Annotated in this window: 17 protein-coding genes and 1 tRNA gene; 9 read left to right on the forward strand and 9 right to left on the reverse strand. The window is 34.9% G+C overall.

The features are described 5' to 3' along the window. Window positions 1-2: 2 nt before the first annotated feature. The 5 genes from IC221_RS27835 to IC221_RS27855 form a co-directional block, all read right to left on the reverse strand. Window positions 3-76 (reverse strand) — tRNA-His (locus IC221_RS27835). 172 nt (window positions 77-248) lie between these two features. After that, window positions 249-2,399, reverse strand: a complete 2,151-nt coding sequence (locus IC221_RS27840) for a glutamine synthetase III (protein ID WP_188172080.1) — start codon at window positions 2,397-2,399, stop codon at window positions 249-251. Window positions 2,400-2,834: 435 nt separating this feature from the next. Continuing rightward, complete coding sequence (locus tag IC221_RS27845; RefSeq protein ID WP_223241524.1) at window positions 2,835-3,914, reverse strand: outer membrane beta-barrel protein; 1,080 nt, start codon at window positions 3,912-3,914, stop codon at window positions 2,835-2,837. A 212-nt stretch (window positions 3,915-4,126) separates the two neighbouring features. Continuing rightward, on the reverse strand, window positions 4,127-5,416 hold the full coding sequence (locus IC221_RS27850) for an ammonium transporter (protein ID WP_044201454.1): 1,290 nt from the start codon (window positions 5,414-5,416) through the stop codon (window positions 4,127-4,129). Between the two features lie 330 nt (window positions 5,417-5,746). After that, window positions 5,747-8,134, reverse strand: coding sequence for a type IA DNA topoisomerase (locus tag IC221_RS27855; RefSeq protein WP_188172081.1), 2,388 nt, complete (start codon window positions 8,132-8,134; stop codon window positions 5,747-5,749). Window positions 8,135-8,402: 268 nt separating this feature from the next. Here IC221_RS27855 and IC221_RS27860 point away from each other — a divergent pair, with 268 nt between their 5' ends. Continuing rightward, window positions 8,403-9,209, forward strand: coding sequence for a hypothetical protein (locus IC221_RS27860; protein ID WP_188172082.1), 807 nt, complete (start codon window positions 8,403-8,405; stop codon window positions 9,207-9,209). 118 nt (window positions 9,210-9,327) lie between these two features. Next, window positions 9,328-10,131, forward strand: coding sequence for a hypothetical protein (locus IC221_RS27865; RefSeq protein ID WP_188172083.1), 804 nt, complete (start codon window positions 9,328-9,330; stop codon window positions 10,129-10,131). 80 nt (window positions 10,132-10,211) lie between these two features. Here IC221_RS27865 and IC221_RS27870 read toward each other — a convergent pair whose 3' ends face one another. Beyond that, window positions 10,212-10,448 carry a hypothetical protein gene (locus tag IC221_RS27870; RefSeq protein WP_044201461.1) on the reverse strand — a complete coding sequence of 79 codons (237 nt, stop codon included), beginning with the start codon at window positions 10,446-10,448 and terminating at the stop codon, window positions 10,212-10,214. A 257-nt stretch (window positions 10,449-10,705) separates the two neighbouring features. Here IC221_RS27870 and IC221_RS27875 point away from each other — a divergent pair, with 257 nt between their 5' ends. From IC221_RS27875 to IC221_RS27885, 3 genes are all read left to right on the forward strand, one after another. Then, complete coding sequence (locus IC221_RS27875) at window positions 10,706-11,398, forward strand: ABC transporter ATP-binding protein (protein ID WP_188172084.1); 693 nt, start codon at window positions 10,706-10,708, stop codon at window positions 11,396-11,398. Window positions 11,399-11,400: 2 nt separating this feature from the next. Beyond that, on the forward strand, window positions 11,401-13,833 hold the full coding sequence (locus tag IC221_RS27880; RefSeq protein ID WP_367397793.1) for an ABC transporter permease: 2,433 nt from the start codon (window positions 11,401-11,403) through the stop codon (window positions 13,831-13,833). Between the two features lie 246 nt (window positions 13,834-14,079). Next, on the forward strand, window positions 14,080-15,447 hold the full coding sequence (locus IC221_RS27885; protein ID WP_188172086.1) for a hypothetical protein: 1,368 nt from the start codon (window positions 14,080-14,082) through the stop codon (window positions 15,445-15,447). 55 nt (window positions 15,448-15,502) lie between these two features. On the opposite strand, the gene IC221_RS27890 is transcribed toward IC221_RS27885, so the two are convergent. Beyond that, entirely contained in the window at window positions 15,503-16,831 is a 1,329-nt protein-coding gene (locus tag IC221_RS27890) for a lipopolysaccharide assembly protein LapB (protein WP_188172087.1), read from the reverse strand. A gap of 187 nt (window positions 16,832-17,018) precedes the next feature. On the opposite strand from IC221_RS27890, the gene IC221_RS27895 reads away from it, so the two are divergent. The 4 genes from IC221_RS27895 (at window position 17,019) to IC221_RS27910 (ending at window position 20,461) form a co-directional block, all read left to right on the forward strand. Continuing rightward, window positions 17,019-17,453, forward strand: coding sequence for a hypothetical protein (locus IC221_RS27895; RefSeq protein ID WP_188172088.1), 435 nt, complete (start codon window positions 17,019-17,021; stop codon window positions 17,451-17,453). Between the two features lie 105 nt (window positions 17,454-17,558). Continuing rightward, window positions 17,559-19,052 carry an acetyl/propionyl/methylcrotonyl-CoA carboxylase subunit alpha gene (locus tag IC221_RS27900; RefSeq protein ID WP_188172089.1) on the forward strand — a complete coding sequence of 498 codons (1,494 nt, stop codon included), beginning with the start codon at window positions 17,559-17,561 and terminating at the stop codon, window positions 19,050-19,052. A 7-nt stretch (window positions 19,053-19,059) separates the two neighbouring features. After that, window positions 19,060-19,437 (forward strand): hypothetical protein, encoded by a 378-nt coding sequence (locus IC221_RS27905; RefSeq protein ID WP_188172090.1) that lies wholly within the window; start codon window positions 19,060-19,062, stop codon window positions 19,435-19,437. Between the two features lie 373 nt (window positions 19,438-19,810). Beyond that, a complete protein-coding gene (locus tag IC221_RS27910; protein ID WP_188172091.1) occupies window positions 19,811-20,461 on the forward strand; it encodes a helix-turn-helix domain-containing protein in 651 nt (216 codons plus the stop codon). Window positions 20,462-20,544: 83 nt separating this feature from the next. On the opposite strand, the gene IC221_RS27915 is transcribed toward IC221_RS27910, so the two are convergent. Then, window positions 20,545-21,693, reverse strand: a complete 1,149-nt coding sequence (locus tag IC221_RS27915; protein WP_188172092.1) for a T9SS type A sorting domain-containing protein — start codon at window positions 21,691-21,693, stop codon at window positions 20,545-20,547. A 242-nt stretch (window positions 21,694-21,935) separates the two neighbouring features. Next, the gene (locus IC221_RS27920) at window positions 21,936-22,442 is read right to left on the reverse strand and encodes a T9SS type A sorting domain-containing protein (RefSeq protein ID WP_188172093.1); all 507 of its coding nucleotides are present in this window, start codon (window positions 22,440-22,442) and stop codon (window positions 21,936-21,938) included. Window positions 22,443-22,607 lie beyond the last annotated feature (165 nt).

Below are 22,607 nucleotides of genomic sequence, written 5' to 3' on the forward strand. Positions count from 1 at the left end.
TGGGCGAACGATGGGATTCGAACCCACGGCCCCCGGAACCACAAACCGGTGCTCTAACCAACTGAGCTACGATCGCCGTTTTAATGCGATGCAAATATAGCAGGTTTATTTTAAAATACACAAGCCTTTTTGCATATAAAAAGCGATTTATTTTATAAATCGCTTAATTTCAGTGGGAAAAAGTGGGCTCACGACCCTAAAAAGGGTCATGAGCTGTATAAACATCCCACATTATATTAAATCCCTAATTACTTAAGGAATAACATTTCAGAGTATTTCGGTAATGGCCACTGAGCGTCATCAACGAATAACTCAAGACGATCTACTGCTTCACGGATTGTGTCGAAGTATTTGTGCTTGATGCTATCGCAGAACTCAACAGCTTGAGCATTTGTGTCCTCGATTTCAAGAACTCTATCACGCTCAACTACCATTGCTGCAACACCTTCTTTAGCAGTCTTCATGAAACCAGTTACTTCAGAGATAGTAGTAGTGATTGCAGAAGCGTCTAAACCAAGGTCTTTTAATTTAGCAGCCGAGTCAGCTAATGTTGCAACATAGCTAGCAGCAGCAGGAATTACTTTGTTAAGTACGATTTCCTCCATTGCTTTAGACTCGATATCGATCTTAGTAGAGTAGATCTCTGACCATACATCGTGACGAGCTTCGATTTCTCTTTCGCTGAATACGTTGTGCTTAGCGAAGATTTCTTTTGCTTCTTCTGCAATGAAGAAATCAAGAGCACGAGGAGTATCTTTTACGTTAGAAAGACCTCTTGACTCTGCTTCGTCAACCCACTCTTGAGAGTAACCGTCACCTTCGAAACGAATAGCTTCAGATTCTTTGATGTATTGAACTAAGATCTCACGGATCGCAGCTTCTTTGTCTTTACCACCAGCAATAGCAGCATCAACTGAAGCTTTGAATTGAGTTAATTGCTCAGCTACGATTAAGTTCAACACTGTCATTGGAGTTGCAGTGTTTTGAGTAGAACCTACTGCACGGAATTCGAACTTGTTACCAGTAAATGCAAATGGTGAAGTTCTGTTACGGTCAGTATTGTCTAACTTAAGACCAGGGATCTTGTCGATACCTAATTCGATGAACTCATCGCCACCTTCAGCATAAACAAGTTTACCAGACTCAGTAACTTCGTTTAAGAAGTCAGTCAAAGTAGAACCTAAGAATACTGACATGATTGCTGGAGGAGCTTCGTTTGCACCTAAACGGTGATCGTTACCCGCTGAAGCAATTGACGCTCTCATTAAGTCACCATAAACGTGAACCGCTTTGATAGTGTTAACTAAGAACGTTAAGAAATATAAAGAACCTTCCGGTTGGAATAAGTTACGTCCTTTATTAGTGATTAATGACCAGTTGTTGTGCTTACCAGAACCGTTCAAGTTAGCGAAAGGCTTCTCGTGAAGTAAAACAGCTAAGTTATGCTCACTAGCAACTTGTTCCATTACATCCATCATCAACAAGTTGTGATCTACAGCTGTGTTGATTTCTTCGTATAATGGAGCTGCTTCGAATTGACCTGGAGCTACCTCATTGTGACGTGTAGTTACAGGAATTCCTAATTTGTGACATTGTAATTCAAAGTCTTTCATGAATGCTGCAACACGTGGAGCAATAGAACCGAAGTAGTGGTCATCTAATTGCTGTCCGTGAGGAGGCTTAGCACCAAATAAAGTACGACCTGCAATGTATAAGTCAGGACGTGCAGCGTAGAAAGCTTTGTCTACTAAGAAGTACTCTTGCTCACAACCTAATGAAGCAGAAATACTTGTAACACCTTCTTCGAAGTATTGACAAACATCAATAGTCGCTTTGTTAATAGCTTCTTGTGCTTTTAACAAAGGAGTTTTGTAATCTAATGTATCTCCAGTGTAAGAAACGAAGATAGTAGGGATACAAAGCGTTTTGTTTGTAATGAAGATAGGTGATGAAGGATCCCAACCAGTATAACCACGTGCTTGGTTTGTTGCACGGATACCGCCGTTAGGGAATGATGAGGCATCTGGCTCTTGTTGAGTAAGAGTTGAACCTTTGAAAGTTTCAATACCTTTTGTGTAATCGAAGAAAGAGTCATGCTTCTCTGCAGAAGATCCAGTTAGTGGTTGGAACCAGTGAGTGTGGTGTGTAACACCTTTAGAAACGGCCCATGTCATTACTGCAGATGCAACAGCGTCAGCAGTAGCTTCGTCGATTTTAGTACCATACTTTACTGCAGATTCTACTTTCTTGTAGATAGCTGGAGCAAGTGCAGCTTTCATTTGAGGAAGACCGAAACAGTCCTCGCCAAAATAATCTGAGATTTTGTTAGACGGTGCTTCAACTTCTTTTGCTGTTCTAGCTGAAGCTGTCTCAAGGGCGTTAAAACGAAGATTTGTCATTGTAATGTGAGATTAAAAAACTATTGCTCGAACGTTCTAAATAACGCTAATAATAGGTTAGGAAGTTTGTTCATTAGCAGAAGTCGTTATAATTTGTTTACGGTGTAAATATCACTCTGATTTTTAAAAAAATCAAGAAAAAATTGACTTTATGGGTAATTTCTAATCTAACTAGGTGTTAATTAATGATTTTTTTAAAAAACACTGTAAATTTTTGAAGATTTTGATTGAAGGTGAAATTTCTTTAAAAATTATCTTTTTGCAGTTTAAAAAGTAAGTTTTTGAAGTGATATGGTTATAAAATTACCCTGATTGATGAAAATGTAGCTGTATCTTCTGTAGAAGAGGATGTTTTTTATACAAGAGGGTGAAAAAAGAAAGCCGATGCGATAAATCGCACCGGCTTTTCCGTTGTTGTATCTATAATATTAATTATTAGAATGCATATACAACTGCTACTAATGCTTGAGTGAATGAATCTGAAGCACCGTCTTTGTCTGAGAACGCGTCGATATCAGAAGTATCTACTCTAACTTCAGGAATAACCATTAGTGGACCTAAAGCTACGTTACCAGATAAAGTGAATGCGTTTACTGTACCTAAATCACCAGCAACAGTGTCTTTGCTTCCATCAGCTCCAACTGTTTTGTTTTCGTCGATGAAGTGCTCGTATCTTAAACCTAAACCAACTGTTTCGCTTACTTGGTATTGTAAGTAAGTTGCAACACCTGTGTAAACTTGTCCCATATCATCTACTGATTTGTCAGCATAAGCAGCGTTCAAACCTACATAGAAAGCGTCAGTTGCTTGGTAACCTGCTGTTAAATCAAATACCATTCTTGTGTTTGAGTTAAAAGCATTTAAGTAAAGATCTAATCCGTCTACTGGAGCTACATATAATTGAGCACCAATACCTGACATACCAGATGAAGAAGACTCAGCAGTTACATCCCAGCTGTCAGTGAATAAACCTACCATTAATGATACTTTGTCAGAGAATGCATAGTCTAATTTTACACCTGCATTTTGGAAAGGACCATTAGAGAATAAATAAGAAGTTGTATAGTTGAAGTTCGCTGTTGGAGAGATTACTTCGTATCCAACGAATGTACCCATAAAACCACCAGTAGCTGTTAACTTGTCAGTTAACTGGTATGAAGCATATAAATTTTGGATGAAGTTACCTTCTCCGAGAGATCCGTCACTTCTTGGTCCAAAAGATAAATCAGCTACGAATGATGCTTTACCTAATGATTGTGAGAAGATCACGTTCGCCATACCTAAACCGATAGTGTTGTTTTCACCAGCGAAAGATGTAGGAGCGTTATTTACCTCTCCAGCGTATCTGTAGTATAAATCTACTGAACCAGAGATTGATAATTTGTTAGCTTCTTCTTCTGTTGTTTCTTCAGTTGCTTCTGGCTGAACTTCAGCGTTGTCATAGTTATCTTGTGCAAAAGCCATTGAACCCGCTACCATAAGTGGAGCGATCAAAGAGAATAATTTAGTCTTCATTGTAGAAAAATTATAGAGGTGAATAATAAATTTTTAAGTAAGAACAATGCACACAAACTGTAATTACTCGGATGTAAATGCCATTACCTTGAACAGTAATGAGATTGAATTATGTGAGATGAATAATAATTGTAACGGAACTAACGGGTTTCGTATACAATATTTTTTTAGGGAGAGGAGAGATGTGAATCTCTCTCCTCTATGTTTATATCTTAGTTGTCGAAAGTGATAGTATAACCACGGATACCGTGCTCATGGCTATCAAGACCTTCAGATTCGTGCTCTTCAGATACTCTTACACCAACTGTGAATTTCAATCCGTAGAAGATTGCTAATGAAGCTGTGAATGCTACTGCACCGTAAGCAGCTACACCAATTAATTGTGTAACAAACTGATCCATACCAGCTTTAGCACCTAGTACACCAATTGCTAAAGTACCGATGATACCACAAGTTAAGTGAACTGAAACTGCACCAACACAATCATCAAGTTTGAATTTGTCCATAGTTACCGCAGAGAATACTACTACGATACCACATACAATACCGATTAGGATTGCTTCGTTTGGAGACATTTGGTCAGCACCAGCAGTAATACCTACTAGACCAGCTAAGATACCGTTTAACACCATACCCAAGTCATAACGCTTGAACATAATGTAACCACCGATCCAGCCACCAACACCACCTGCAGCTGCAGCTAAAGTTGTAGTAACTAATACTAATGAGATTGATTGTGGATCTGCTGAAAGAACTGATCCACCGTTGAATCCGAACCATCCAAACCATAATAAGAATACACCAATTACTGCTAACGGAACTGATGAACCTGGCTTGTCAACAACTTTACCGTTTACATACTTACCTTTACGAGCACCAATTGCGATGATACCTGCTAATGCAGCCCATCCACCAACTGAGTGTACTACTGTAGAACCTGCGAAGTCATAGAAGCCCATTTCAGACAACCATCCGCCACCCCAGTGCCATGAACCTAGTACAGGGTAGATGAATCCTACTAAGAAGAAAGTGAAGATGAAGTAAGAAGTGATTTTGATTCTTTCTGCTACTGCACCTGAAACGATTGTTGCACAAGTTGCAGCGAACATTGCTTGGAATAAGAAGTCAGTCCAGTACGTGTAAGCACCTCCTGCATAATCAGGAGATAAATCTGGAGTTAATCCCCATCCTGCGAAACCGAAAATTCCATTGAATTCTCCTGGATACATAAGGTTGAATCCGAACCATGCGTAAGAGATAAGTCCTACTGATAAATCCACTGTATTTTTGAAGAGGATGTTTACTGTGTTTTTAGCTTGAGTGAAACCAGCTTCAACACATGCGAAGCCTAAGGCCATGATAAATACTAGCATAGTAGATACTAGCATCCATACGTTGCTTGTTGTTAAACTTACTGTTTGTAGTTGCTCTGCAGTAACTGCTTGCGTTACTGCCTCTGTTGCCAATGTTGCGTCGGCAAGTAGGTGAATTGTTGAGAACATTGCAGTCAAAAATTAAAAATTATAGATAGTATTTAAAATTCGATCATTGAAGTGAAACACCCGCTTATTGAGGGTTGCTCAATAAACGGATCACTCACATCTATAAAAGGGAATGACTATTCAGATAGAAATCTTTTCGCTTTATTCCCCTCGATTTCTAATACAATTGTAGAGGTAAAGATTATCCTTTGCAAATCTTAACATGAAAAATTGACCTATTTCTATAAAAAAATAGATAATTTTTAAAAAATAGGGTGTTTTTTTAACGATGTTTCAACAGAATGTTGCTAAATGTTATCTCTTAAGGTTTCAAAATGAACCTTGTAATTATTAATTTATGATCGTAATTGTAAAATCAGGGTTCAATTTTAACCTTCCTTCTGAAATTTTGTGAGGATTTTCTGAAAATCCCTTAATTTTTGAGGTAGTTCCCTTCTGAATTAGTGATTTCAACTGTGATTTTGTGATCTTTTTACCATAAATCTCATAGTTTACCCTAAAATCACACCCACTTTTCCAATTTCCGCAGCCAAAAGCTGTTTTCCCCTCTAAAATTTGACCTTTTTGACATTTTGGACAGATTAATGGCTTTTCTTCTATTTTTTGGAAAGTGATTTTATAATTATCATCAAGTTTAAGAATACCATTGGCAGTTGCTCCATCTATTTTTAGACCTTTTATTTCAGGAGTACTTCCTTTTAGAATGAGAGATTGGATCTGTTTATCTGTAAGTTTTTTATTTTCATATTTAAAAGGAATAAGAAAATCACAAGACTTGTTTTTCCACCCTAAACAGCCATAAGCGGAATTACCTTTTAATACTTCTCTTGTTTTACATTTAGGACAAGTTAGTTTTATGTCTTTTTGAGGTGTTTTCTTTTTAGTAGTAGAAGTTTTGGGTAAAGAAGCGGTAGGAGTCTCAATTTTGAAGTTAGAACGACGCATTTTTACATTTTGCACAACTTCAGTTACCATCTCTTTAATTTCATTCATAAAAAGATTAATGTCATAATCACCGTCTTCAATCTGACGTAGCTTTTTCTCCCAAATACCCGTGAGTTCGGCTGATTTCAATAATTCGTTTTGTATTGTTTGTATCAGACTGAGTCCCGCTTGTGTTGGAACAAGAGACTTCCTTTGTTTTTCGATGTATTTCCTTTTAAACAATGTTTCAATAATATTGGCTCTTGTTGAAGGTCGCCCAATACCATTTTCTTTCATTGCTTTTCTTAATTCCTCATCATCAATATTTTTACCGGCAGTTTCCATTGCTCTTAGCAAAGTCGCTTCGGTATATAATTTAGGAGGTTTGGTTTCTTTATTTTTAATAAATGGAGCATGAGGCCCTCTTTCCCCTTGTTGGAATGTGGGTAAAGTTTGTTCTTCCTCTTCGTCTCCCTTTTTCTTTTTTCTTTTCTTTTCTTCTTCTTCCTCTTTTTTAAACAAAATTCTCCACCCTGGCTCTAAGACCTCTCTACCAGTTGTTTTAAATTCTATCTGCTCTACCTTACCTAAAACTTCCGTCTTTGCTACTTTACAATCTGGGTAGAAAGCAGCAATAAATCGAATAGCTACTAAATCATAAACAGCGGCTTCTTGGCTTGTAAGTCCTCGAGCTGAAATTTTTGTAGGGATGATAGCATGGTGATCCGTGACTTTTTGGTCGTTAAATACCTTTTTAGTTTTACGGAAGGGTTTTCCAAAAAGAGGAGCCGTTTCTTGTGCGAACTTTGTAAGTGCTTTTAAAGTAGGTCCAATTTCAGGATATAAGTTATTAGGAAGGAAAGTAGTATCTACACGAGGGTAGGTTAAGAATTTTTTCTCATATAAACTCTGGGCAATTTTTAAAGTTTGTTCGGCAGAGAAACTAAACTTTTTGTTACACTCTACTTGTAAAGAAGTTAAGTCAAATAAATAAGGATGTGTTTCACTACCTTCTTTTCTTTTAAAAGAAACAATTTCAAACTCTTTTCCTTTAATACTTTCAAGTGTTGCCTTTACTTCTTCTTCCTTTTCAAATCGCCCTTTTGTGGCATTAAAAGTAACCTCTCTATATTTAGTCTTGAGTTCCCAATACTTTTCACTTTTGAAATTCTGTATTTCTAAGTATCGATTGGTGATCAAGGCTAAAGTAGGAGTTTGAACTCTACCTATAGAAAGTAATTGTTTATAGCCGCCATACTTTATAGTATATAATCTAGTAGCATTAATACCGAGTAGCCAATCGCCAATGGCTCTTGCACTACCTGCTGCATATAATAAGTCAAACTCTTTTTCAGATTGTAGATTTTGAAAACCTTTTCGGATGGCTTCCTCTGTTAAAGAAGAAATCCAGAGACGTTTTACAGGAACATTACATTTGGCTTGATGGAGTACCCAACGTTGTATTAATTCTCCTTCTTGGCCGGCATCACCACAGTTGATTACTTCTGCCGCATTCTGAACCAAGTTTTCTATAATTCTAAACTGTTGTTTGGTGCCATCATTGTCAATAAGCTTAATCGCAAATTTGATGGGTATAATAGGAAGCGTAACCATATCCCACCTTTTTAGAGTAGAATCGTAATCATGTGGCTCTTTTAAAGTACATAAATGTCCAAAAGTCCAAGTGATCTGATAACCGTTCCCTTCAAAATATCCATTCTTTTTTTGAGAAGCCCCCACTATTTTGGCAATTTCTCTTGCAACACTTGGTTTCTCGGCAATACAAACTTTCATTTCCTTAATTCGCTTCGTTTAGAATCTGTTTCTTATCTGAAATCGTGAAAAAATGGAAAATATACCCTGTTTTTTAAAAAAACAAGCAGTAAATAAATATTCACTATAAATAAGGTGTTTTACCAAAATCACTTTCTTGTCAAAGAATAAATGGCTTTTCAAAAAGAGTTCAAGAAAACATGTGAATAATTGAAAACAGTTTAAACATGGAAGATAGGATGTCGTATAAAATGTTATTCAAACGTTCAGTTAGTAAAATTTATTCATTATGAGGTCATTATCTAATATTCTAATTACAGTAATACTATTTTTCTTCGTAGCACAAAGTTCATTTGCTCAATCGAAAAAAGAGATAGAAAAAATAATTGAAGATGCTGTTGAAAACCGAAGATCTAAAGATCCTATGGTAGATCTACAAAATGTGATGGACAATTTCAGTCCTTCTGCTTTAATCAACATTACTTCTGTATCATTGGATGAAAAAAAGCATAAGAAAGTAATGAGTAAAACAGAGTATCAGTCGCTTTATGAAAATATGTACAAAGAGAATGTAAGACGAGACTACAAGTTAGAGATACATGACATTCAAGTACAAAAAAATACGGCTGTTGCTGTTTTTACCTTGAATTATACTTTAGTCAATAATTCTAATGGCAAAGTAATGTCAAAAGGAACAGAATTTATTGTTTCTACATTAATTACTAAAGCATCTACATGGAAGATATTAGAATTGAATATCACAGATGTTGAAAGTGAAAAATATCAGGGTAGATGTTCTTGTGAAGTACTTTCAAATGAAAACACGGGCAATGTGGTGGCAAAGGTAGTGTCACCAAAAGGAGATCATTTTGAAAAAAATATTCATAGCGTTCACCGCAAAAAGATCAAGGGAAGAGATTTATTTATGGTGCAGGGTGTGAAATTCGAATGGACCGACAATTTAGAGGTGTTTGTCTTAGACCAAGAACTAAATACTATTCATTTATTAGATACTGCCAAAAATCATGAGGAGGTAGTTCAAAAGATCATAGCGTATCTTTATAAAGATGAATGTTTTGGTGTAAAAGTTCAATAATAAATTGTTGAAAAGGAATTATATAAATAATATGATTCCTTTTCTTTCGATAAAAAAAAATAACTCCTAACTTATGTAAGTATTCAAACCGAATAAATTTACCGATAAGCTAATTATTATGAGAAAACTATTTCTATTCACGTTGCTTTCCGTGATCTTCTCTTGTTCTTCATTATTTGCCCAGTCCGAAAAGGAATTGGAAAAGATGATTACAACAATCATTGAAAAAAATAAAAAAGGCCATAGTAAAGACAATGTAGATCAGATGATGGAATATTTCCGTCCTGATGCCATTGTGAGTATCACGAGTATCTCTGTTGATAATAAAAGGTATCATCATGTATTAAGAAAAGGAGATTACAAAGCAATTTTTGTCAATCAGTACAATCAAAACGTCCATAGAGAATCTGTAATTGACATTTATTCCACAAAAATTCAAGGAAGTGTAGGTATTTGTTCTTTTTCTTTGAAATACACTCTTATCAATGATGGCAATGGGAAAGTGTTGTCAAAAGGAACGGAATTTATTACTGCTACATTCACTTTTAAAGAAGGAAAGTGGTATGTTCTTGAATTAAACGTTACTGATATTGAGGAAGAACAGTTTCAAGGAAGATGTACTTGTGAGTTGTATACCAACCCGAATACCGGAAGTATTATCACCAAAGTAGGAGCACCGAAAGGAGATCGTTTCCAAAGTGAAAATAACAATGTTTATTCTAGAGTAATCAAAGGGGAGACATTCTTTATGGTTAAGGGAGTGATTTTCCAATGGTATGATAAAAAAGAAATCTGGACAGTGGATTCTTCTTACAAAAAAGTCGAAAAGCTTGATAAAGCAAAAAATAAAGAAGAAGCTGTAAAAGCAGTGATGATGTATATGTACAAAGATGAGTGTTCAGATATGAAAATGATATTATAAATTAAGTAATATTGTAACATATAAGAAATCCCACAACATGAATAATGTTGTGGGATTTTTAGTGGTGGCAGATTTTTATATTAAGCTCCCTTTTTATTAGGGTTAGGAACATATAAATGGTCAGAAAGGATATAATTGATATCCATATTTTGTAGCTTATTTGTGATGTCAAAATAGGTCTTGTTGAAGTCTTGATAACTTTTAGCAAAAAATTCAATTTCGTAGTGTGGTCTGTAGTCGATTACTCTAAAATTGTATTTTTCAATGATGTGGTAGACCTGTTTTCGATTTTCTATAAGCAGTTTAAAGGTTAACATAAAATTAAAGGTAAGTGATTTGGGTTAATTCGAATTTCTTATATATAAGAATAAGAAACTATTTCCAATATATGTTCATTTATCTAAAAAGAATAAAATAGATTAATAGATTTGTACAGTATAATGTAACCGAACAGATAGTTCAGATGCGAACAATTGATAAGGAGCTCAGAACTCTTTAACTGACTGATAATGAAAAGTACTCCGAATTATGAATGGTTGTTGCAGTTGTATATTTTTATTACACTTTTTAAACTATGAAATCGGTAATTCAGTTAAAGGACATATCAAAAGCATACACCACAGACGAAAACGAAACACAAGTTTTAAGCCATGTCACACTAAATATTCATGAAGGTGAATTTGTGTGTATTATGGGACCTTCGGGATGTGGTAAAACTACTTTGCTTAATATTGCAGGTTTATTGGATGTACCTTCCGATGGTAATGTACTATTTCAAGGGGAAGAAGTGAGTAAGGCATCTTCTAAGCGAAGAGCCGAATTAAGGAGGTCTAATATTGGCTTTGTATTCCAAAGCTTCAATCTAATTGATGACCTTACAGTATTTGAAAACATTGAACTTCCATTGGTCTATCAACATATTTCTCCTAATGAAAGAAAGTTTAGAGTAGACAAGATCATGGATCGACTACAGCTATCACACAAGAAAAATGCTTTCCCTACGCACATTTCAGGTGGGTTGCAACAAAGAGTGGCAGTGGCTCGTGCGGTAGTTTCTCAACCCAAGCTTATTTTAGCAGACGAACCAACAGGTAACTTAGATTCAGAAAGAGGTAGAGAGGTCATGGAAATGCTGACAAATTTAAACGAATTAGGAACTACCATTTTGATGGTGACCCACTCTACTGCAGCATCAGATTATGCTTCCAGAGTCATCCATTTATTTGATGGACAAATTGTAACCGAAAACTTAAATAAAGGGAAGTAATAGTGCTACGTAATTATATTATCATAGGAATAAGGAACTTGGCTAAACATGGCTTATACTCATTAGTAAACATAGTGGGTATGTCAATGGGAATAGCCTTTTTTGCTTTACTTTTTTTAATTGTAAAGTATGAATTGTCCTTTGATAATAATCATGTAGACTCCAAAAGAACATACAGAATCGTTGAGGTGATCGACTCTCAAGATATCGGAGAGCGTTCGGCAAGTGTCCCTATTGCATTGGGACCCACTATTAATGATTTGTATCCTACCTATGTAGAAAGTACTGTTCGCTTTTTTAATCATCAAGTATATTCTCATGTGATTTTTGCGAACGGACAACAATATAATGAACCAAGCTTATACTTTACCGATAAAGATTTTTTCAAAATATTTGATTTCCCACTTGTCAGAGGGAAAAAATCAAATGCCCTTTCAGATCCTCAGAGCGTAGTTATCACGACAGATATTGCCCAGAAATACTTTGGGGAGGAAGATCCTCTGGGTAAAAAAATTCTCTATGATAATCAGTTTTATTTGACCGTAACAGGAGTAGTGGACAAGTCTAAAATTCCTACTCATCTCGATTTTGAGCTGTTAGTGTCGTTTTCTACATTGTTGATTACCAATAAGAATATTATGAAAGGAGACCTCTGGCAGTGGAATCCTTGTTGGACTTATGTGCTTTTAAAAGAAGGGGTAAGACCTGAAGAATTAGAAGCAGATTTTGATATCCTTTTACAAGATGAAACGAAGTTTCCAGAGTATTTAAGAGATTACGTACAACTGTATCTTCAGCCCATAGAAGAGATACATTTATATTCTGACTTGGATTATGAAATGTCTCACAATGGAGATTACATGTACATTTATATTTTCAGTGCCATTGCATTATTGGTATTGATTATTGCTTCTATCAATTTTATGAACCTATCTGCCGTTAGGTATTCTACTAGAGTGAGAGAGGTGGGTATCAGAAAAGCAATAGGTGCGGATCAATTTGAAATTATCATTCAATTTTTAGTAGAGGCTTCCATTCTTAGTGTCCTCTCCATGTTTGGGGCTTTGGTTTTTATGGAATTGTTATTCCCATATCTGTATCAAATATTAGGAGATAATACCATTGAGATCCGTCAAGTTGATTCAAGAACCATCACGCTGTTGATAGGAGGAAGCGGTATTTTTGTAGGTGCTTTATCTAGCTTTTACCCCATGTATTATCTGTCAGGTTTTAGGCCTATTGATGGGTTGCAGGTGACGAGAGTAATAGGAGTGAAGCAGAAAAAATTCAGAACCTGGAGTGTGATCATTCAATTTGTGATTGCCATGTTTTTACTTTTTAGCACCTATGTTGCCAGAAAACAGCTGAACTTATTAAAAGAGGCTGACCTGGGTTTTAATACTAAAAACATTGTTGTAGTGCCGCTAGGAGAAGTAAGGTACTCAATGGATCAGTATAGTGAGATAAAAAAGTCATTTTTATCGATCGATGGTGTAGAGGCAGTGAGTGGTATGGATGAGATCTTAGGAGTCTTAGTACAAACTTTTCCTTTTGAATTTGTCAAGGACAGCATAAGTATGCCTTCCTCATTTTATTCAGGTTTGAAAATAAAAAATGACTTTTTTGATGTCTTTCATTTTAATATTGTAGCTGGAGAGTATATCCATAATAATCAACAGTGTGATCATGGTGATGTTTTGATTAATGAAGCCATGGTTCGTTATTTGGGATATGATGATGCAAATGAGGTCATTGGCCAAAAGTTTTACAATCGAGCAGGAGAACATATTGTAACAGGGGTCTTAAAAGACTTTCATTTTGAATCTTTCCATAAAGAAATTGAGCCGTTTATCCTGTTTAAAAATGATAATCGCTTATTCAAGTCATTCAATATAAAATATATGGTCTTGAGACTTGATACGATTGATGACTGGGGAAGAATAGAGGAGGAGATGTCCTTAAAGTGGACTAAACATGTTCCTTACACCTTAATGGATTCATTCTTATTAAAACATAAAGTACAATCTTCATATCAAAAAGAAGAACGCTTGGCAAAAGTATCTTTGATCTTTTCGATTATAGGAGTAATCATTGCCAACTTGGGCTTATTTGGCCTTGCTTCATTTATAACAGTTCAGAAAAATAAAGAAATAGCCATTAGAAAAGCACTTGGTATGGAAAATTTTGAGGCGATGTTATTTATATCAAAAGAATTTTTCTTCCTAGTAGGAAGTGCTTGTTTCATTGCTTGGCCACTTTCTTATCTCGCCATGAAATTATGGTTAGAAAATTTCCCCCAACAAATCACTATTGATCCTTATGCTTACCTTTTTTCAGGAGGTGTAACTTTATTTTTGACATTTATTACGGTAAGTTACCATGTGATTAAAGCGGGAATAAAAAATCCTGTAGTAGATTTAAAATCAAGTAATTAGGTAGTGTTGTTGTTATTGTGCCTAAATAATTAGTTTAAATTTCTTAAATTTGACAAAACACCACACAAAATTAACTGTACGCTAGCTCTTATTATCACTTTGTAATTATCGATTCAATAAGATGAAATAGAGAATCATTATGCCTTTTAACTTGTACTTAATTAGGGATAATGAAAAAATGGCTACATTTAATTTTGCTTTGGCACTTATAGAATTGATTACTATACCTTAAATATCCTTTAGCTTGTGAGTCACGATAAATATACACCACTAGCCATAAGAAATCTTACTTCTGAACAATACCAGCAATCATTTGATGAGATTTTTAATATTGCCTTAAACATAGAAGATTCTCAAGACCTAGCTAACTATCTATCCAATTTAATGGCCGTTTCAACTCAATATATTGATATCCATCAATGGTACCAGCTTTTGGATGAAGTACTGCAGTTTGTTGAATACCCACTCCCTCAAGATATTGGCGATTTACACCGAGATTTGTCTTTACAGCAATTAAGATTATTAGAAAATATCGGAGAGAAGACGATTTCTGAGACTTTTCAGAATCTGGAGTCCTATCAATTGAAAGAGAGTGATTTAGGTCTAAAAATAATGGCTTCTATCGCACTTTATGCTCGAATTGAAAATTGGGAAAAGTTTAAATGGATTGCCTTAGAAATTGTCAATCACGCCATAGAAAATGGAAAATCAGAGGTGACCGCTTTGGGTTGCTTGGCTTTGTCGAAATATATGATAGCAAGGTACGAGAGTGTACCCGAAGCAGTGGAGTATGCGAAGGCAGGTATACAATTATTATCGGAAACGAATGATAATTGGTTAGTCTCTCGTTTTAAATGTGATTTTGCTTCTTATATAATACCTTGGTCTACTTCTCTCAAAACATCCTTTGACCTTTTGGAAGAAGCTTTTGATCTAGTGAGAGATTCAGAAGATGAATACCAGAAAAGAATCATAAAACTAAGGTATTTACAATATCAAGTATTTTGTGGCTACAGCCTTGAGAGTTCAAGAGCGTTAGTGAAAGAGAAGTTTGGTGATGATGAAATGAAAGCCATGCCTGATGCTGTAGCTTCTCTTTTGCAGTTAATTCAACTTCGTAATATTACTATTGAAGAGAATAAAGAAAAGGTAATTATGATCTTGGATAATGAACCCTCTTTGTACGAAGGTAACTTACTTCACCCAATGTTATTGCTGTTAAAAGCAATTCATTTGACATCAACAAGCGAAGATCACCAAAACAATTTGGATGCCTTGAGACGAATATTAGACCGATTCAAATATTGGGCTGGCTATTCCAAAGAAGTATTTCAAGGTTGGGTTTTCTTTATGGAAGCAGAATGGAGGTGGGAAAATCAGGAATTTGATAAATCAGATCAACTTTACTCTTTGGCCTTTGAAGAAATTGCAATTCAACAAAGTGCGATGAAATGCCTTGTAAAGCTAAGACGTTTGTCACAATGGGTTAAAAAAGAGGGAAAAACAAAGAGAACCCTTGCGTTATTTGATGATACGCTTCGACAGTATGAAATTTTTGGAGATACAGTAGCGATTGACTCCTTAAAAGAGCGCTTTAAAGCGATAATCGCCTAAAAAAATAGCCTTCTCAATTCAAAATTGAGAAGGATATTTTCATAAAAAAGGAACTTTATTTATTCTGAACTATTTCATCTTTTTCTTTTTGCTTGATTAATTTCATTTGCTCTTTTGCCGCAATGCTAAATTCAGCAGGAAAAGGCTGACTAAACGCTAACTTTGCTTCTTTATACTTCTTTTCTTTTACAAGGATAGTCCCTAGTAAAAATGAACTTCTATATTTTACTTTTGGACCATTGTAGTTGATCAAGTCTTCTAAAAGTATAATTGCTTTATCATTCTCATTTTTAGAATGGTAAGCTACAGCTTGCATAAACTTCACATCGGGAAGGGGAATGCCATTTTGATTAAATTCTTCAAGGTGTCTGAATGCATTTTCAAAATCACCAAATTTCAATTCGAAATCAATCAAGTCAGCCAAAATTTTCACTTTCTCAGTATTATCTTTTTGAATACTAACCTTATGCTCTAATAGTTTGATGACTTCAGATCTATCGAGTTTATTTTCTTCTAATTCAATGAGTAAATCATAAGCAGGTTCAAAAGTATTATTCATTTTGATAATAGAATGAAGAATACTACTTGCCTCTTCTAAATTATAAATTTGGTAGTAAGCTGATGCCACTTGGTACAAGTACTCTGGTGTCATTGAAGAAAGTTTGCTTCTTAACTTATCATCTCTTACTTCCTTAAAGGCAATATTCGCATTTTGATAATCTTCCAATGAGTGGTGAGCAACACCTAATTCATAATAATAATGTTCATGTGCTTTCCCTTTTTCTGCTTCCATTTGTGCAATGGCAAGTTGAAGACTATTTTTTGCTAACTCATAATTTTTTGTAATGTAATTGTGGTATTTGGCATCCATAAACAAAATGTAATTGTTATTAGGAGCAATACTTTTTGCATCTTCAATGTGTGGCCCAGCTTCATCAAAACGTTTTCTCATATCAAGAATATTGATGATTCTAGTCTTATAAGCCAACTGTTTATCTACTTCAGTAGTTCCTCTGAAGGCCGCATCTAAATGTTTGATACATTTATCAAAGTCTTTCTTTTCTTTGTAAATCAAGGCAAGTTTAAGATGTGCATCTACAAAGTTTTCATCTACCTTAACGGTTTTTTTGTATATTTCTTCAGCTTTGCTTTCTTTGCCAGACTTCTGATAAGTGACACCTAATTTATATAAGTATTTGGGGTTTTGGGCATCCTTTGCTATAGCTACCTCATAAGCCATTATTGCCTGTTCATATTTTCCCGTTTCAGCAAATACTTCACCTTTGACATAGTAATCTTCAGCATCATTTTGAGCATAAGTCAACGTTGTAGCACAGAAAGAAAAAAAGATAAGTGATATTAAATTCAAGTAATTGTTTTTCATTAGGGATATCTTTTGTGAAAGTAATTGGGGATCATTCGATTACCCTTACATTAATAAACGTTTTTAATAAGAATAACTTTCCAAAAGTTAATAATATTTTTAGTCGGAAGTATGTTTTTATTGAAATTCTTCCTTTTTTAAAGAGGTAAATTGAAGTATTATTAGATTTTATTGAATTATTAAAACAGTGGAAAGTTCTTTACAACATAAATGGAAAACACACTTCACGGCATTAGAAGTGAAAATAAATAACAATGCAACGTTGGAAAAAGTATTAGATCAGATTATTAATATTCTTATACAGAGATCACTGAATACTGACGATGTAAAAGCAGGAATGTGGGCCTCTTTATTGGAGGGTAATCAAAGGGCTTTTGGTGTATTAATATTATTTGAAAATAGGCTAGAGTACATTGGGGCAGTTCCTGGAGAAGGGAAATTGAAAAATTGGGAATGGGATTTTAAGCATTCTCATATTGAGAAAGTGGAAGATACCAAACTTGGAATTGTAAGAGAGATGCAATTGCAACATAACGGTAAGAAATTTTCTTGGAATGGGATGAAGGGTTTTGTTCCTTCTACGTTTATTGCGACACTCGAAAAATATTGGTTTAAACAATAGTACATTATTGAAGTCTTTCTCTTAAATTAGAAATAAGAGAATGTTCAGCACTGAGCATCTACTTATAACAACACCAGACAATAAACAATCACTAACCATTCAAAGATGAAAAAGATCAAAAGACTTCTGATTGCCAACCGAGGAGAAATTGCTGTGAGAATTATCCGTTCAGCTAAAGAATTGGGAATTTTTACGATGGCAATTTACAGTGAGGTAGATCATGATGCTCCACACGTTTATCTAGCAGATCAAGCTGTTTGTGTAGGAGAGGCGACGGCCTCAAAATCGTATTTGAATATCGATTTGATCATTAAAATTTGTCATGAACATAAAATAGACGCCGTACACCCCGGATATGGTTTTCTTTCTGAGAATGCCACTTTTGCTCAAAGAATTACTGAAGAAGGAATCATTTTTATTGGCCCGTCAGCAAAAGCCATAGAAGTAATGGGGAGTAAGCTAGAAGCAAAAACAACTGTAGCAAAGTATAACGTTCCTCTTGTTCCAGGTGGAGATGAAGCAATTACAGATATTGAGGCAGCCAAAAAAATGGCGGATGATATAAAGTACCCGATCTTGATCAAAGCCAGTGCTGGTGGAGGTGGAAAAGGAATGCGTGTAGTAGAGGATTCCAAAGACTTTGAGTCACAAATGAAGAGAGCCGTTTCTGAAGCAACTTCTTCTTTTGGTGACGGAGCTGTTTTTGTAGAAAAATACATTCAAAACCCACGACACATTGAAATCCAGATTCTTGCTGATCAACATGGCAATGTAGTACACTTGTTTGAAAGAGAATGTTCCATCCAAAGAAGGCATCAGAAAGTAATTGAAGAAGCGCCATCGGCAGTACTGACACCTGAATTGCGTCAGAAAATGGGTGAAAGTGCTGTAAATGTGGCCAAGGCTTGTGATTACGTAGGGGCAGGGACAGTAGAGTTCATTTTAGATGAGGACCTTTCTTTCTATTTTTTAGAAATGAATACCCGCTTACAGGTGGAACATACAGTCACTGAAGAAATCACCCAAATGGATCTTGTAAAAGAACAAATTAGAGTTGCTGAAGGGGAGGAATTAGGCTATTCACAAGAGGATATGAAAATCACGGGACATTCAATTGAAGTGAGAGTCTACGCCGAAGATCCATATCAAAACTTTTTACCTGATACAGGAGTTTTACACAGGTACATTGAACCTGCAGGTAGAGGGGTGAGAGTTGACAGTGGATATACTGAAGGAATGGAAGTGAGTACTCACTATGATCCAATGATGAGTAAATTAATTGTTTGGGGTAAAGATAGAGAGGAAGCCATTCAAAAAATGTTGAGAGCAATTGACGATTATAAAATCACAGGGCTTGAAACTACACTTGCATTTTGTAAGTTTGTACTTCATCACGAAGCCTTTACTTCAGGTAACTTTAGTACAAACTTCGTAAGTAAATTTTTTAAACCTGAATATTTAGCCTCGGCACTCACTGAGGAAGAGGAAAAAGTAGGTATTGCGTTAGTTTCTGAACTGATTTTTGAAGAGAAAAAAGCAGAGGAAACATCAGAATTACACAACTTACTGACCCCTTGGAAGCTGAGACGATTGACGTAATAAAGTAATGATAAAGAGACTTTTTTTCCTTTTTGTTCTAGCCAATGTTTTACTCTCTTGTGCAAAATCTAATGATATTTCACAAGAAGATTTTGATATGAAAACATGGAAAGCGGACCCAATGGCTTGTAATGGAGAACGTGCCAAATTGGAAGACGATTTCCTAGCTGTAAAAGATAAGCTTATCGGAACAAGCATCACTGATATCAGAAAAGTGTTAGGCAAACCTGATCGAGTAGATTTGGACAATAGAAGTACCAAACAGTATGTTTACTTTATTCATTCAGGAGGGCAATGTGAAGGACAAGCAGGAGAAAATGGAAAATCCTATAAAGTATTTTTTGATGCGTTGGAGTTAGTAAAAGAGGTAACACCAATTCTCTAACATCACTTTAAAAGAGAAACTTTCTTAGTACTATAAATGAAAAAGAGTGTCAAAATAGAAGTTGACACTCTTTTTCTAATTTTAATAGTAAGTAAATAGATTATAAATGATTAAATTCATTTAATCGTGTTCATTGGCCTTGGTAACGAATTTAGAAAGTTGTTAAAAGGTCAGGCGATGAATGTAATTTGTTAATGGTAAATATTACCCTTTTTTATGTGAACTAAAAATATTTAGCACGAGGAAAAGTAAAAGCTGATGTACTGTTTTACATTATTCCTCATCTATAGTGAGTAAAAAAGAGGTTTTATTCTTCTGGACTTACTGTATACAAATAGCTATAAAGGGGTTTTACTTGAAAAATAAGTAGAAGTTGGATTATAAGTTTTTAAAACAGCTAGTAAAGCAAGGGGAGGGACAGACAATCGAGTTTAAGAAGAAGGCTGCCGATCCAATAAAAATTATGAAAGAGGTAGTGGCCTTTGCCAATAGAGAAGGCGGTTACCTAATTGTAGGTGTGACAGATAATGGACGAATTGATGGTTTTATAGATATAGAAGGAGAGAAATTTGTATTAGAAAAAGCAATTCGGGAGCATGTCTCAGTGGATATAGATTATATCATTCATGAAGTGAGTATATCAAGTACACATCAAGTATTGGTTTTTGAAATTCCTCCAAGTGATAAAAAGCCTGTTTTTCTATGGTATAACCTCAAAAGAAAAACAGGAAGAGCTTACATCAGAGTGGTAGATAAAAGTATTCAAATGAGCCGCTTGATTCGAAGACTTTTGAAAGAAAAGTCTAAAAACCAAATCAATACATTGGAATATGGAGCCAACGAAAGGCTAGTCCTTCAAATGCTTGATAAGACCAAACAGATTACATTAAATCAATTTATTAAAGTGTCAAAATTGGAAGAAAATCAGGCCATGGATGTCTTGATTAATATGTGTCTTACCAATGTGATTGTCCCTATGCCTATGGACCCTGAAGATCGTTTTGTAATGAATGTTGTGAATTAGTGGTCACACTCTAATCACAAAAAACTCCTAAAGTGTATGAGATTACCCTTTAGGAGTTTTTTTGTCTTAGTAATTACAGTCAGTTATCTAATAATTAATTTCTCAATACTTTGTTGTCTTCCAGAATTTACTCTAATAATATACAACCCAGGAACTAAAGAGGACTCAAGGTGGAGAGGATATGAAATAGAAAGTTGACTATCATCATTCATAGATTTTGAAAATACTAATCTACCTTCTTTATTAAATATTTTAATCTCGGTTCTATTTCCCAAGTTAATACCACTGATATGTAGTGTAACATTACCGCTTTCAGCAGGATTTGGAAAGATTGACGTTTTTAAAGTGTTTTGTTCTGTGATGGGGGAAACTACTAAAGGGCCAAAAGTTTCACTTCTTGTATCGAAATCATACTGGACGAGCTTATAATATACCTCAGTGTTATATGTTTTTTTAGTATCGATAAAAGAATAATGGATAAGCGTATTTGAGTTGCCATTGGCTTCAACTCTTCCCAAGATCTCCCAATTTCTCTTATCAATAGAAGAGTAAACTTCAAAATGCGATGCATTGATTTCAGAGGCAGTAGTCCATTTTATGGCTATACCTTCTTCTAGGATAGATGCAGAAAAAGAAACCAATTCAACAGGTAAATCAAAGCCATCATCTTTGAGTTTTTCAGATATATAGGGTGGAAGCGAATCAATATTTTCTCCTTCACCACCTTTATGGCCTCCTTCAATTTCAATCTTTCCTGAAGCATAAGGTGGTTGATCATGATTACTATCTCCTCCTTTGATTTCTCCGCCACCCGTAATGTTACCTAATACAATTAAGTATACGTGTTTTGAATTTCCATTACTGTTGTTGTATTGTAATGTACCTTCAATTTCGAGATTACCATCTACAACCAAAACAGAAGACTCTTCAATCGTTACAGTTTGATCTTTTGCTATTGTGAGGTTCCCTTTTATGGAGCTATAATGTGTTAATTCATTATTGTTGATCGTTCCTTTACGACCAAATTGATGATTGAATGTGACTGTTGTATTAGCGCCGTCTGAAAATGGGATCACTTGAACATCTCCTAAGCTGTATGAGATTTCAGTCCAGTCTGCCCCGCCAATTATGATGTCATTTTTTTGTGTTGCATCAATGATTTCAAGTTGGGCAAATGAAATATTAAAATAGAGACACACGAATAGTGATGTCATTAAAAGTTGGTTTATCATTGTTTAGTTTAAATAGAGACTGATTGAAAATGGTATATCAGAAGTTAAATCTCTTTTATGGTTAGTGTGAATTAGGAAAACACATAAAAATCTTCGTTTAGTGCAATATTAATCATGAAATAGTTGAAGTACAAATTGTTGCTGTAGTTTAACAACGTAAGAAGAAATATTTTTTAATTGAGTCTAACGAAAAATACCCGAAGAGAATTATCTCTTCAGGTGTTTTAAGTTTATTTTGATAGTTATTGTATAATGATTTTCTTCATTTCTTTTGATGTACCTGAAACTATTCTTAAAATGTATAGTCCTGGTTCTAATTCAATTTTATTTTTTAATGAATAGACTGTAGATGTGGCATTGTCAATTGTATCATATAAAACCACATTACCTTTTCCGTTCATAATTTGAAGAGTAGTGGCAGTCCCTATATTCATACCACTTATTTGAATAGAAACCTGTCCGTCTGTACTTGGATTTGGGAATACGCTAGCTTGAAAGTTATTTCCCAGAGAGTTTGACTGTACTACAATTGGCCCAAAAGTTTCATTTTGACCATCAAAATCATATTGTACTAGTCTATAATAGACTGTAGTTTGATATTCTTGATCATCGTTAATGCTGTAGTCAATAAGGTTTGAAGTATTCCCATTGGCCTCTACTTTTTCTACCAATGTCCAATTCTTTTTATCAGTCGATACTTCAATATCAAAATGAGACGCATTTACTTCGGAAGCAGTTGTCCAATTCACTTGGATAGAATTTTCTTTTTTTACAGCAGAAAAAGAGACAAGTTCTACCGGAAGATCATATCCATTGAGGTCTAAAATGTCAGTTATATAACTGAGCTTTCGCTCTTTTAAAATTTTGATTTTTCATTATTTGATTTAAAGTCGATCTTTATTCTATGAAAAGAT

This window comes from Flammeovirga sp. EKP202, from assembly GCF_014534745.1.
Lineage (GTDB): Bacteria > Bacteroidota > Bacteroidia > Cytophagales > Flammeovirgaceae > Flammeovirga.

Bases quoted from the DNA above. Each gene is read 5' to 3' on its own strand.
- IC221_RS27870 (WP_044201461.1), bottom strand. From the start codon at position 10,448: ATGTTAACCTTTAAACTGCTTATAGAAAATCGAAAACAGGTCTACCAC.
- IC221_RS27900 (WP_188172089.1), top strand. From the start codon at position 17,559: ATGAAAAAGATCAAAAGACTTCTGATTGCCAACCGAGGAGAAATTGCT.
- IC221_RS27890 (WP_188172087.1), bottom strand. From the start codon at position 16,831: ATGAAAAACAATTACTTGAATTTAATATCACTTATCTTTTTTTCTTTC.
- IC221_RS27840 (WP_188172080.1), bottom strand. From the start codon at position 2,399: ATGACAAATCTTCGTTTTAACGCCCTTGAGACAGCTTCAGCTAGAACA.
- IC221_RS27855 (WP_188172081.1), bottom strand. From the start codon at position 8,134: ATGAAAGTTTGTATTGCCGAGAAACCAAGTGTTGCAAGAGAAATTGCC.
- IC221_RS27905 (WP_188172090.1), top strand. From the start codon at position 19,060: ATGATAAAGAGACTTTTTTTCCTTTTTGTTCTAGCCAATGTTTTACTC.
- IC221_RS27860 (WP_188172082.1), top strand. From the start codon at position 8,403: ATGAGGTCATTATCTAATATTCTAATTACAGTAATACTATTTTTCTTC.
- IC221_RS27865 (WP_188172083.1), top strand. From the start codon at position 9,328: ATGAGAAAACTATTTCTATTCACGTTGCTTTCCGTGATCTTCTCTTGT.
- IC221_RS27850 (WP_044201454.1), bottom strand. From the start codon at position 5,416: ATGTTCTCAACAATTCACCTACTTGCCGACGCAACATTGGCAACAGAG.
- IC221_RS27845 (WP_223241524.1), bottom strand. From the start codon at position 3,914: ATGAAGACTAAATTATTCTCTTTGATCGCTCCACTTATGGTAGCGGGT.
- IC221_RS27875 (WP_188172084.1), top strand. From the start codon at position 10,706: ATGAAATCGGTAATTCAGTTAAAGGACATATCAAAAGCATACACCACA.
- IC221_RS27915 (WP_188172092.1), bottom strand. From the start codon at position 21,693: ATGATAAACCAACTTTTAATGACATCACTATTCGTGTGTCTCTATTTT.